The 12665-nt window shown below is 67.5% G+C and carries 9 protein-coding genes; 5 read left to right on the top strand and 4 right to left on the bottom strand.

The window, feature by feature from the left end; genetic code table 11:
- Window positions 1–160: 160 nt before the first annotated feature.
- Entirely contained in the window at window positions 161–691 is a 531-nt protein-coding gene (locus tag JLK41_RS14460) for a cytochrome b (protein WP_134676748.1), read from the top strand.
- 237 nt (window positions 692–928) lie between these two features.
- Here the strand turns inward: JLK41_RS14460 and JLK41_RS14455 are convergent, their stop codons facing one another.
- The 3 genes from JLK41_RS14455 to JLK41_RS14445 all read right to left on the bottom strand — a co-directional run bounded on the left by JLK41_RS14455 (window position 929) and on the right by JLK41_RS14445 (window position 5061).
- Window positions 929–2116 carry an MFS transporter gene (locus JLK41_RS14455; RefSeq protein WP_210389215.1) on the bottom strand — a complete coding sequence of 396 codons (1188 nt, stop codon included), beginning with the start codon at window positions 2114–2116 and terminating at the stop codon, window positions 929–931.
- A 107-nt stretch (window positions 2117–2223) separates the two neighbouring features.
- Window positions 2224–3123, bottom strand: a complete 900-nt coding sequence (locus JLK41_RS14450) for a LysR family transcriptional regulator (protein ID WP_210389214.1) — start codon at window positions 3121–3123, stop codon at window positions 2224–2226.
- Window positions 3124–3174: 51 nt separating this feature from the next.
- Complete coding sequence (locus JLK41_RS14445; RefSeq protein WP_210389213.1) at window positions 3175–5061, bottom strand: DEAD/DEAH box helicase; 1887 nt, start codon at window positions 5059–5061, stop codon at window positions 3175–3177.
- A 149-nt stretch (window positions 5062–5210) separates the two neighbouring features.
- On the opposite strand from JLK41_RS14445, the gene JLK41_RS14440 reads away from it, so the two are divergent.
- The gene (locus JLK41_RS14440; protein WP_037048004.1) at window positions 5211–6104 is read left to right on the top strand and encodes a DMT family transporter; all 894 of its coding nucleotides are present in this window, start codon (window positions 5211–5213) and stop codon (window positions 6102–6104) included.
- On the opposite strand, the gene mnmC is transcribed toward JLK41_RS14440, so the two are convergent.
- On the bottom strand, window positions 6101–8062 hold the full coding sequence (gene mnmC / locus JLK41_RS14435) for a bifunctional tRNA (5-methylaminomethyl-2-thiouridine)(34)-methyltransferase MnmC2/FAD-dependent 5-carboxymethylaminomethyl-2-thiouridine(34) oxidoreductase MnmC1 (protein ID WP_210389212.1): 1962 nt from the start codon (window positions 8060–8062) through the stop codon (window positions 6101–6103). The genes JLK41_RS14440 and mnmC overlap by 4 nt on opposite strands.
- A 145-nt stretch (window positions 8063–8207) precedes the next feature.
- Between mnmC and pap the strand changes: the two genes are divergently transcribed.
- The 3 genes from pap to JLK41_RS14420 all read left to right on the top strand — a co-directional run bounded on the left by pap (window position 8208) and on the right by JLK41_RS14420 (window position 12644).
- A complete protein-coding gene (gene pap, locus JLK41_RS14430; RefSeq protein ID WP_037047998.1) occupies window positions 8208–9695 on the top strand; it encodes a polyphosphate:AMP phosphotransferase in 1488 nt (495 codons plus the stop codon).
- A 993-nt stretch (window positions 9696–10688) separates the two neighbouring features.
- Window positions 10689–11876 carry a thiolase family protein gene (locus JLK41_RS14425; protein WP_037047996.1) on the top strand — a complete coding sequence of 396 codons (1188 nt, stop codon included), beginning with the start codon at window positions 10689–10691 and terminating at the stop codon, window positions 11874–11876.
- A gap of 147 nt (window positions 11877–12023) precedes the next feature.
- A complete protein-coding gene (locus tag JLK41_RS14420; protein WP_210389211.1) occupies window positions 12024–12644 on the top strand; it encodes a LysE family translocator in 621 nt (206 codons plus the stop codon).
- Window positions 12645–12665 lie beyond the last annotated feature (21 nt).

Raw genomic sequence — 12665 nt, 5'->3', positions numbered from 1 at the left:
CGATGACACGGGCCCTGAGACAGAGCCTTGGCCACCTATCTGGTGAAAACAAGATGGCATGTTCCCGCTCCTCCATCGCAATTGCCGGGCTGTTTCGCTGCGTGCACAGGAGGAGCCGTGCGTGGCGACGCCATTCACCTGACCTGATAGGAACCTGAATATGTCGAGCCTCAATGATTCTGCACAGCGTTACGGCGTTGTGTCTCGTGTTTTGCACTGGGCCATGGCGGCGCTGCTGCTGTGGCAATTTCTCACTGTATTGGCGCCGGAAGACAGTGCTCTGGAGACGCTGATCGGCGGTACGCACAAGTCCGTCGGCCTGCTGCTGATGGTACTGGTGGTCATCCGCCTGGCCTGGGCACTGTACAACCGGGGGCGTCGTCCTGCCGCGTTGAGCCGAGCCGCCAGCCTGGGGCATCGGGTCCTCTATGCGCTGATGCTGGTGATTCCGTTGTTGGCGCTGATGCGCCAGTACGGTTCCGGGCGGGCCTTCGAGGCATTCGGCATGACCATCATGTCCGGCTTCGAGGGTGGCAAGATCGAGTGGATGATTGCCCCGGCCAGCCTGTTGCACGGCAACCTCGGCCAGCTGTTGCTGGTGCTGATCGTCGGGCATGTGGTCATGGCATTCGTCCATCGTCGCCAGGGCGATGTGGATGTGCTCGGGCGCATGCTGGGGCGTTCGTCCTGAGCGCTATGGCGAATGTCTTACACGCCGAAGCGGTAACCGCTGCTGTTGTCGCTTCGGTCAGATCCCTAATCTACACACATCCCCTGCAGCGACGGATCGCTGAGGATCACGGATGATGACCAGGCCACGATGGCTACCGACAGGATGTCGGATGGTTGGGAAGAAACCCGCTTCGGCGGGTTTTTTGTTGCCTGCGCAAAAGTCAGGCCGCTCGCCGGCGCGGGCGGCATCTGGCGTTCAGGGCTCGCGGCTGACGAACAGCAGCAGCCCGAGCAACGGCAACCCTGCGCCCAGCAGCGCCGCACCCTGCCAGCCGAACTGCTCGTAGATCGGGCTGGCCAGCGCCGAGCCGATGGCCCCGCCGATGAAGATGCTGGTCATGTACAGGGCGTTGAGGCGGGCACGACTCTGCGGCTCGAGGGCGTAGATGCTGCGCTGGCCGAGCACCATGCTCATCTGCACGGCGAAGTCGAGGACGATGGCGGTCGCCACCAGGCCGACCCAGCCCAGGCCGTCGCTCAGCAGATCGGGGACGAAGGCCAGCGGCGCCAGCAGCAGTGCGACCAGGCTGGCGCGGTAGGTATGCCCGGCATCGGCCAGGTGCCCGGCGATCGGCGCTGCCACCGCGCCGATGGCGCCGGCCAGGGCGAACAGGGCGATGTCCTGCTGGCTCAGCCCCAGGTGACGGGCCAGCTCCAGCGGTGCCGCGGTCCAGAACAGGCTGAAGCTGGCGAACATCAGGCCCTGGTACAGCGCCCGGCGACGCAGGATCGGGTAGCGGCGCAACAGTTGCACGAGCGAGGCCAGCAACTGGCCGTAGCTGGCGCGGTGAGCGGGCGCATGGCGCGGAATGGTGGTGGCGATCACCAGGCTGATCAGCAGCATCAGGCTGGCGGCCATCAGGTATACCGCGCGCCAGCCGAACTCGCCGGCCACCAGGCTGGCCAACGGCCTGGCCAGCAGGATGCCCAGCAGCAGGCCGCTCATGATGTTGCCGACCACGCGGCCGCGGCTGGCCTCCGGCGCCAGGTTGGCCGCCAGCGGGATCAGCATCTGCACCGACACCGAGCTCAGGCCGATCAGCAGCGCCAGGCCGAGGAACAGGCCGGGCTGGGTGGCGAACGCGGCCGCCAGCAGGCAGAGCAGGGCGGCGGCGGTGGTGATCAGCATCAGCCGGCGGCTTTCCAGCAGGTCGGCCAGCGGCACCAGGAACAGCAGGCCGAGGGCATAGCCGATCTGCGTCCGCGAGACGATCAGGCTGGCCCGCTCGGCGTCGAGGCCGACATCCGGGGCGATCAGCTCAATGATCGGTTGTGCGTAGTAGAGGTTGGCGACGATGGCGCCGCAGCACAGGGCGAACAGCAGCACCAGTGTCTGCGGCAGGGATGGGGACTCGCCCGTGAGCGAGGAGGTCTGGCTGGTCATGCGCTGTTCTCGGTGGCAATGGACGGCAGGCGCAAGAGTAGGGGGCCGGCTGGCTACGGAGAATCCACCGTCCGAGCAACAGTGCGTTGCGTGGCGTGCAACGCCGCTCAGGTCTGCAGCAGGCCTTGCAGGAACGCACTGAAGGCGGCGATCCGCCTGGAGCCCCGATGGTTCGGCAGGTACAGCAGGTGGATGGTGCCTTCGTGAGGCCCGGGTGCCACTTCGTAGTCCGGTAGCAGGCGCTGCAGCTGCCCCTCGGCCACGTCGTCGCGCACCAGCCAGTCCGACAGCAGCGCCACGCCCTGACCCGTCAGGGCCGCCTGGCGCAGGATATCGGCGTTGTTGCTGCGCAGGCGTCCTGTGACCGGCACCTGCAAGGTCGCGCCGTCCTGCTCGAAGCGCCAGTAGTGCGCCGGGCTGCCGTAGTCGTATTGCAGGCAGGCGTGCGCCTGCAGCGCGCTCGGATGCGCGATCGGCGGAGTGCGCGCCAGGTACTCCGGGCTCGCCACCAGCCAGCGGCGGAAGCGGCCAACCTGCTGGCTGATCACGTCATCGCTGACGATGGATGATCCCAGGCGCAGGGCCAGGTCGATGCGTTCGCTGAGCAGATCGACCACCTCGTCGGTGACGCGCAGAGTCAGCTCCAGTCGCGGGTGGCGCTCGAGCAGTTCGCCCAGGTGCGGCGCGATCAGGCGGCGGGCGAACTCCACCGGCACGCTCACTGCCAGGCGACCGCGTACCTCGTCAGCCTTGTCGGCCACTGCGGCGTCGGCCTCGTCGAGGGCGTCGAGTATGGCCAGGGCGCGTTCGAAGTAGTCCCGCCCGGCTGCACTGACGCTGACCTGGCGTGTGTTGCGGTTGAGCAGCACGCAGCCCAGCTCCTGCTCCAGCGCGTTGACCGCGCGGGTCACCGAGGAGGTGGCCAGCCCCAGCTGCCGTGCAGCAGCGGAAAAACCGCCGCAGCGAACGGTGGTGACAAAGGTGCGCAGCGCCAGCAGCTTGTCCATCGAGTGCCCCGGTTGAGAATGTCCGCTGTCAGCTTGCGCGATTGCCAGGCACTAAGCCAGGCATTGTGTGGCGCCCTGTGCCTTGCGCGTGTACCACAGCACCCGGCTGACGCCACGGGTGATGGCCACGTAGGCCAGGCGCCGCGCCTCGTCCTGCATGGCCTGGTCGTAACTGCCGGTGAAGAAGCCGCATTGGGCGTAGAGGGCATTGCGCAGCGGGTGTTTCTCCACGGGCAGGCAGTCGTCGAGGATGATCGCCACCTCGGCCTGCAGGCCCTTGGCGCGGTGGATGGTCAGCGCTCTCACCGGCAGGGCCTTGTCGAGCTGCGCCCGGACCTGCTGCAGCGGCTCGTTGCGGCGGCTGAGCAGCAGCACGGCGGTGCGGTCGGCGCCGGGGCGGCTGGCGACATGCGTGCACTGCGCGCGGATTTCGTCGAGCAGGCGCGGCAGGCCGTTGCCCAGCTCGAAGCGCTGGATCAGCTTCACACCGTGGTCGCCCGGCTGCATGGCCTTGGCCGCGACGCAGGTCTTGGCCTGCTTGCTGCGGACCTCGGCGAGCACTTTCTCGGCGTCGCGCAACACCGGCTCGATGCTGCGGTAGTTGGTGCCCATCAGCAGGGTGGTGCTCCTGCCACGGCCACGGCTGGGGAAGTGCCGGTCGAAGTCGATGAACAGCTCCGGCGAGCTGCCGCGCCAGCCGTAGATCGACTGCCAGTCATCGCCGATGGCCATCAGGCTGATGCGCTCACCGGCGCCGTGCAGGCGGCGATGCACGGCCTGCAGCCACAGCACGATCTGCGGCGAGATGTCCTGGAATTCGTCGATCAGCAGGTGGCCCAGGGCGAGCAGGGCCGGCCCCGGCTTGCCGGCATCGGCACGTTGCAGGCGCTCGCTGAGTTGCGCGAAGGCGCCGTTGAAGCTGATCAGTCCCTGGCTGTGCAACAGGGCCGTGAAATGCTCCTGGAAACGCTGCATGGCCTCGATGAAGTCCCGTTCGCGCGCCGCGCATTGCAGTGTCTTCACGTCCAGGTGGTCGAGGCGGATACCCAGGCTGGCGGCGAAGTCGATCTGCCCGTACAGCAGTTCGAACAGGGGCAGGGCGGCGAATTCGCCGGGCAGCTTGCAGGCGTCCAGTGGCGCCTTGGCGGTTCTGCCCTGCGTCTCCTGCGGCGCGGGTAGCTTGAGCAGGCGATGACTGAGGAGGCGAAAGCGCGCGTCCTCGGCATAGGCGCTCTGGTAGGCCTGCTTGAGCAGGCGCTGCTGGGCCGGGCGCAAGCGTGCGCCGGTCAGCGGGTTGTCCGGCTCCGCGGCGGGCTCGTCGAGCTGCTCGAACCAGCGGGGGCTGCCCAGTTGCTCCTTGGCCAGCGCCGCCATGGCTGCATGAAAGGTACGCACGCACTGGCGGGCATCCTGCCCGTACTGCCAGAAGTCGAGCAGGCGCTGCAGGCGCTCGCGCAGTTCGCTGCACGAGGCGTTGGTGAAGGAAATCACCGTCAGCCGCTGCGGGTCGATCTGCAGGTGGCAGAGCATGAACACCACGCGCAGCACCAGGGTGCTCGACTTGCCCGAGCCGGCGCCGGCGAAGATGCGCGTCAGCGGGGCGCGGCACAGAATCATCGCCCACTGTTCGTCCGACGGTGCGCCGATCAGCCCGGCGCCGACGGCCTGGGCCACCCGCTCGCGCATGGCCTGCACCTGCGCCTCTTCGATCTTCAGGCGGGTGGCGGGGTAGATGCCGGCCGGGCCAGGCTTGCTCCTGGCCGCCTTGCCGCTGCTGCTCTTCTTGCCTCCGCTGGCTTTCTTGCGCGCCTGCTTGCGTGCCGGCTTGCGCGGTTGTGCGGCCTCACGCTCGGCGCGCAGGTAGGCGGTGGTGCGGGGGAAGTAGCGGGCGAGGGCGCTGGACAGCAACTGTTTGTAGCGGGCGACGGCAGAGAGCATGCAGTGAGAACGACTTGTCTGGCAAAAGCCGCATGATAAAGCCTTGGGCGCGATGGCAGGCAGTGATGGCGCAGCGATAAATGCGCAACTTTGTGCAAGCACGAGGCCTGCGCTGCTTCCAGACTGTACGCAGTCTTGGGAGAAACTCGATGAACCTGTCGCTCTACCTGCTTACCGTACTGATCTGGGGCACCACCTGGATCGCCATCAAACTCCAGGTCGGCGAGGTGGCGCTTGCCGCCTCCATCGCCTACCGCTTCGCCCTGGCCTCGCTGGTGCTGTTCGTCATGCTCTGGCTCAGCGGGCGCCTGCAGCCGCTGGATCGCCGCGCCCAGGGGATCTGCGTGGTGCAGGGGCTGTGCCTGTTCTGCCTCAACTTCCTGTGTTTCTACACCGCCAGTCAGTGGATTCCCAGTGGCCTGATCGCGGTGATCTTCTCCACCGCGACCCTGTGGAACGCGATCAATGCGCGGCTGTTCTTCAAGCAGCGCATCGCCAGCAACGTGTTGCTGGGTGGCGCCCTTGGCCTGGGCGGGCTGGGGCTGCTGTTCTGGCCCGAACTGGCCGGCCACCAGGCCACCCGGGAAAGCCTGCTGGGCATCGGCCTGGCGCTGTGCGGCACGCTGTTCTTCTCGGCCGGCAACATGCTCTCCAGCCTGCAGCAGAAGGCCGGTCTCAAGCCGCTGACCACCAACGCCTGGGGCATGCTCTACGGCGCCCTGATGCTGGTGCTGATCTGCCTGGTCAGCGGCACGCCGTTCGCGTTCGACTGGAGCCTGCGCTACGTCGGTTCGCTGCTGTACCTGGCGATTCCCGGATCGGTGATCGGTTTCACCGCCTACCTGACCCTGGTCGGGCGCATGGGGCCGGAGCGTGCGGCCTACTGCACCGTGCTGTTTCCGGTGGTGGCGCTGAACATCTCGGTGTTCGCCGAAGGCTACCAGTGGACGGCCCCGGCGCTGCTCGGCCTGGGCCTGGTGATGCTGGGCAACGTGCTGGTGTTTCGCAAACCCCGGCCGGTGCTGGCGCAGGCCCGCGCCTAGGTGCCGCGAATCAGCTTGCGCAGCATGAAACGATTGGGGTGGCTGGCCTCGGCCACTTCGCGCGGCACCGGCAAGGGCTCGCCGTTCAGCCAGGCGGCGATCAGCTCGCCTGACAGCGGCGCCGTGATCAGCCCGCGCGAGCCATGGCCGTTGTTGATGTACAGGCCGGGCAGCCAGGGGCAGGGTGCGTCCGGCACCTGGCGGGCGTCCCTGGCCAGCACGGCATAGGCCTCGGCGAAGGCCGACTGCTCGGCCAGTGGCCCGACCAGCGGCAGGTAGTCCGGGCTGGTGCAGCGGAAGGCGGCGCGGCCCTGCAGCGTCGCCGGATCGAGCGCCGGCGCACCCAGGCGCTGGCTGAGGTCCGTGGAGATCGCCTCCAGCAGCGCCAGGTTGCCAGCGTGTTCGGCAACGCTGGGCGTGAGGTCGTCACTGTGAAAGTCGAAGCTGGCGCCGAGGGTGTGTTCCCCCTCTCGCGGCGGGGCGACATAACCTTCGGCGCAGACCACCGTGCGCAGCGCGCGGCTGGCATCGCTGGCCGGCAGGCGGCTGATCTGCCCACGAATGCGCTTGAGCGGCAGGTTCGCGGCAGGCAGCAGGCGGCCGATCTCGGCGGCGCAGGCCAGCACCACGACGGGCGCCTCGGCCAGCACACCGTCGGTCCCGCTGACCTGCCAGCGGTCAGCCTGGCGCTGCAGGCCCAGCGCCTCGCGGTAGGTCTGCAGGCTGATCAGCGGGTGCTGCACCAGATGCCGGCACAGCGCCGGCGGGTGCACCCAGCCGGCATCGGGGTAGAACAGACCACCGGCGGGCAGAGCGACAGCGGCGCGCTGCTCGGCTTCGGCCTGGCTCAACGGCTGCAGCAGGTCGGCGGGGAAAGCCGCAGCCAGTTTGCCTTGGCGTTCGCCTTCCTTGGCGTCGAAGGCCAGCTGCAGCACGCCGCAGGCATCCCAGTCCTGGCCGCGCTGCAGGCGTTCGAGCAGGCGCCGGGTGTGGCCGAAACCGGCGACGATCAGGCGCGACAGCGATGTGCCATGGGCCGAGAGCTTGAGGTAGAGCACGCCCTGCGGATTGCCCGAGGCCTCGCGGGCGACGTCGTCCTGGCGTTCCAGCAGGGTCACCCGCCAGCCGCGCGCGGCCAGGCTGGCTGCCGTGGCACAGCCGGCCAGACCGGCGCCGATGACCACGGCATGGCGTTCGGCGCTGGGCGGCTCGGGGCGGGCGAACCAGGGCGCGACGCCCTGGCGGTGGGTGTGCTGGAAAGGCCCGGCGAGCATCTCGCGCTTGTGGCCGAAACCCTTGATGCGAACCATGGCGAAGCCGGCTTCGATCAGCCCGCGGCGGACGAACCCCGCACTGGTGAAGGTGGCCAGGGTGGCGCCGGGTGCGGACAGCCGGGCCAGTTCGGCGAACAGCTCCGGCGTCCACATCTCCGGGTTCTTCGCCGGGGCGAAGCCATCGAGGAACCAGGCGTCGACCTGTGCGTCGAGCTGCGGCAGGCAGTCGAGCACGTCACCGATCATCAGCGTCAGCACCACGCGGCCGCCGTCGAGCAGCAGGCGCTGGAAACCCGGATGAATCGCCCGGTACTGCGCCAGCAGCGGCGTGGCGAAGGGCGCCAGTTCCGGCCACAGGGCCAGGGCACGCTGCAGGTCGGCGGCGCTCAGCGGGAATTTCTCGACGCTGACGAAATGCAGGCGGGCATCGGCCGGCGCGTGTTCGGCGAAGGCCTGCCAAGCGCAGAGAAAGTTCAGCCCGGTGCCGAAGCCGGTCTCGCCGATCACCAGGCTGCCGCCGGCCGGCAGGGCCTGGCAGCGCTCGCTGATACGGTTGTGGGCGAGGAACACGTGGCGGGTTTCCTCCAGGCCGTTGGCGCGGGAGAAGTACACGTCGCCATAGCTGCGTGACAGTGGCTGGCCGTGTTCGTCCCAGTCGAGCTGGGCGTTGTGCAGATCGGGCATGACGGGGTTCCGGGCAGAGCAGGCGGCGATTCTACCCGTTGTGCAGGGTGTTTTCCCGGCCCAGGTCAAGTCGCGACACTTCGGCGTCAGGCAAAGTCGCGGCCTATCCGTTAGGCTGTCATGACCATTCCAGGGAGGTCACTGCATGTTCGAATCCGCCGAAATCGGCCGCACCATCGACAAGGCCACGTTCGAGGCCGAAGAGCCGGCGTTGCGCGAGGCGTTGCTGGAAGCGCAGTACGAGCTGAAGCAGCAGGCGCGCTTTCCGGTGATCGTGCTGATCAATGGTGTCGAAGGGGCCGGCAAGGGCGAGACGGTCAAGCTGCTCAACGAATGGATGGACCCACGGCTGATCCAGGTCAGCACCTTCGATCTGCAGACCGACGAGGAGCTGGCGCGTCCGCCGGCCTGGCGCTACTGGCGGCAGCTTCCGCCCAAGGGGCGCATGGGCGTGTTCTTCGGCAACTGGTACAGCCAGATGCTGCAGGGGCGGGTGCACGGGCGTTTCAAGGATGCCGTGCTGGACCAGGCCATTGATGGTGCCGAGCGCCTGGAGCGCATGCTCTGCGACGAGGGTGCGCTGATCTTCAAGTTCTGGTTTCACCTGTCCAAGAAACAGATGAAATCGCGCCTCGAAGCGCTCAAGGACGATCCGCTGCACAGCTGGCGCATCAGCCCGCTGGACTGGCAGCAGTCGAAGACCTACGACAAGTTCGTGCGCTACGGCGAGCGCATCCTGCGTCGCACCAGCCGTGACTATGCGCCCTGGTACGTGGTCGAGGGCGTCGACCACTACTACCGCAGCCTGACCGTCGGACGCATCCTCCTCGAAGGCCTGCAGGCGGCGTTGGCCAGCCCGCAGGGGACGAAGTTGCAGCCGCATGCCGCGCCGCTGATCTCCAGCCTGGACAATCGCGGCCTGCTGGCCAGCCTGGACATGACCCAGGCACTCGGCAAGGACGACTACAAGGAACAGCTGGCCACCGAGCAGGCGCGTCTGTCCGGCCTGATGCGCGACAAGCGCATGCGCAAGCACGCCCTGCTCGCGGTGTTCGAAGGCAACGACGCGGCGGGCAAGGGGGGCGCGATTCGCCGGGTCACCGGCGCCCTGGACCCGCGCCAGTACCGCATCGTGCCGGTGGCCGCACCAACCGAGGAGGAGCGAGCGCAACCCTATCTGTGGCGGTTCTGGCGGCACATCCCGGCGCGCGGGCACTTCACCATCTTCGACCGCAGCTGGTACGGCCGCGTGCTGGTGGAGCGGGTCGAGGGCTTCTGCAGCGAAGGCGACTGGCTGCGTGCCTACGGCGAGATCAACGACTTCGAGGAAGAGCTGACCAGCGCCGGGGTGATCCTGGTGAAGTTCTGGCTGGCCATCGACCAGCAGACGCAGTTGCAGCGCTTCAAGGAGCGCGAGCAGATCCCGTTCAAGCGCTTCAAGATCACCGAGGAAGACTGGCGCAACCGCGACAAGTGGGATGACTACGCCGATGCGGTGGGCGACATGGTCGACCGCACCAGCACCGAGATCGCTCCCTGGACGCTGATTGAGGCCAACGACAAGCGCTTCGCCCGGGTCAAGGTCCTGCGCACCCTCAACGAGGCCATCGAGGCGGCTTTCGCCAGGGACTGATGCCTGTCGCGGCTGAAGCCCTTCCCACGGTTTCCGTGCGCATCGGCAGGCGCGCTGCGCATGGGCCGGAATGGTGGGGCGTCTGTAGGTACGCATCGGCAGGAACGGCGGAGTGTCTGTGGGAGCGGCTTCAGCCGCGATGCTTTTGATCGTCACGGGTGCCACCTGGGCGACAGGGCCTGGCGAGGGTGTATCGGGCGGCCTTCGCCGCAGGCTCAGGCGCTATCGCGGCTAAAGCCGCTCCTACGGGTTGGTGTATATCGACCGGAACGGTGGATCGTCTGTAGGCGCGCATCGGCAGGCGCGCTGCGCATCTGTGGGAGCGGCTTCAGCCGCGATGCTCTTATGATCGTCATGGACGGCAGCTGTGCTGCGGCCTGGTGAGGGGATCGGGCGGCCTTCGCCGCAGGCTCAGGCTCTATCGCGGCTAAAGCCGCTCCTACGGGATCGTGCGCATTGGCCGGAACGGTGGGGCGTCTGTAGGTACGCATCGGCAGGAACGGCGGAGTATCTGTAGGAGCGGCTTCAGCCGCGATGCTTTTGATCGTCACGGGCGCCATCTGGGCGACGGGGCCTGGCGAGGGTGTATCGGGCGGCCTTCGCCGCAGGCTCAGGCTCTATCGCGGCTAAAGCCGCTCCTACGGGATCGTGCGTATCGGCCGGAACGGTGGAGCGTCAGTAGGTGCGCATCGGCCGGAATGGTGGGGCGTCTGTAGGTACGCATCGGCAGGAACGGCGGAGTGTCTGTGGGAGCGGCTTCAGCCGCGATGCTTTTGATCGTCACGGGCGCCACGTGGGCGACATGGCCTGGCGATGCTCTTGAACAGCGCAACTACCATCCGGGCTGGCCAGTCCCGGGCCATGCTTTCGGTCGAGCGGGCCTCGCCCCTGGCCCCATCGACCCGTATACGCCAGATCAATGATGGTCGCTTCCCGGCAGTAGCTGGATTTATCTTCGGTGCATTCGCCATCCAAATAACAACGAGGTGCGTCATGCGTGAAGTGGTGATCGTCGACAGCGTACGGACTGGCCTGGCCAAGTCCTTCCGCGGCAAGTTCAATATGACCCGGCCGGACGACATGGCCGCCCATTGCGTCGATGCCCTGCTGGTGCGCAACGGCATCGACCCGAAACTGGTCGATGACTGCATCGTCGGGGCGGGCTCCAACGAGGGTGCGCAGGGCATGAACATCGGTCGCAACGTCGCGGCACTCTCGCGCCTGGGCAACCCGGTAGCGGGCATGACGCTCAACCGCTTCTGCTCCTCCGGCCTGCAGGCCATCGCCATCGCCGCCAACCAGGTGGCGTCCGGCTGCAGCGAGATCATCGTCGCTGGTGGCGTCGAGTCCATCACCATGACCCTGAAAAGCATGAACATGGACAACCTGTTCAATCCGCTGTTGCAGCAGGACAACCCCGGCATCTACTACCCCATGGGCAAGACCGCCGAGATCGTGGCCAGCCGTTATGGCGTGACCCGCGAGGCGCAGGACGCCTATGCCCTGCAGAGCCAGCAGCGCACCGCGCGTGCCCAGGCCGCAGGCCTGTATGCCGACGAGATCGTGCCGATGGCGGTGAAGTACCAGGTCGAAGACAAGGCCACGGGCGAGAAGCGGATCGTCGACGGCGTGGTCGAGGCGGATGACTGCAACCGCCCGGACACCACCCTGGAATCCCTGGCCAAGCTGCAACCGGCGTTCGATCCGGCCGGCAGCGTGACGGCAGGCAACGCCTCGCAGCTCTCCGATGGCGCCTCCATGACCCTGGTGATGAGCCTGGACAAGGCCCTGGAGCTGGGCCTCACGCCCAAGGCGTACTTCCGTGGCTTCACCGTTGCCGGTTGCGAGCCGGATGAGATGGGCATCGGCCCGGTGTATTCGGTACCCAAGCTGCTCGCGGCCAAGGGCCTGAGCGTGGCCGACATCGACCTGTGGGAACTGAACGAGGCCTTCGCTTCGCAGTGCCTGTACTGCCGCGACACCTTGGGCATCGACAACGACAAGTACAACGTCAATGGCGGCTCCATCTCCATCGGCCATCCCTTCGGCATGACCGGCTCGCGCCAGGTCGGCCACCTGGTGCGTGAACTGCAGCGGCGTGAGCTGCGCTACGGCATCGTCACCATGTGCGTCGGCGGCGGCATGGGCGCCACCGGGCTGTTCGAGGCGTATCGCGGCTGACGAGGCACTGTTCGGCGCCCGTGTCGCCACGGGCGTCGGAAACGCTGGGCAAGGCGTGCCTTCGGCGCCTGCCGCGTCGGCTTATTTTTTCCTGCCTGCGCTGCCTATAATCGGCCTCCGTCAGCCCCAGCCTGCGAGTCGCCGTCGATGCCCTTTGCCGAGAACCTGATCGCCTTCACCCTGGCAGCCAGCCTGCTGACTCTCACGCCGGGCATCGACACGGCGCTGGTGCTGCGCACGGCTGCCGTCGAGGGGCGGCAGCAGGCCTTGCGCGCCGCCCTCGGTATCAATGCCGGCTGCCTGCTCTGGGGCGCGGCGGTGGCCTTCGGGCTGGGTGCGCTGCTGGCCGTCTCCGAGTTCGCCTACAACCTCCTCAAGTACTGCGGCGCGGCCTATCTGGCCTGGCTCGGGCTGAACATGCTGGTGCGCCCGCGCACCTCGCTGGCAGCGGCGCAGGCCTCCGGCACGCCTGGCGCCAACTGGTTCCTGCGCGGTCTGCTGGGCAATGTGCTCAACCCCAAGGTGGGCATCTTCTACGTGTCCTTCCTGCCGCAGTTCATTCCGCACGGGCAGCCGCTGATTGCCTGGACCTTCGCCCTGGTGGGCATCCACGTGGCGCTCAGCCTGGTCTGGGCGCTGCTGCTGATCGGCGCGACCCGGCCGCTCGGCCACTGGCTGCGCCGTGAGCAGGTGATCAAGTGGATGGATCGCGGCACCGGCCTGGTGTTCGTGCTGTTCGCTGCACGTCTGGCCCTGAGCCGGCGCTGAGTCCCGCCACGGCGGCGGCAT

The organism is Ectopseudomonas khazarica, from assembly GCF_017915135.1.
GTDB classification, from domain to species: Bacteria; Pseudomonadota; Gammaproteobacteria; order Pseudomonadales; family Pseudomonadaceae; genus Aquipseudomonas; species Aquipseudomonas khazarica.
The sequence above is the reverse complement of the archived record's forward strand: the minus strand, read 5'-3'. Positions and strand labels throughout refer to the sequence as shown.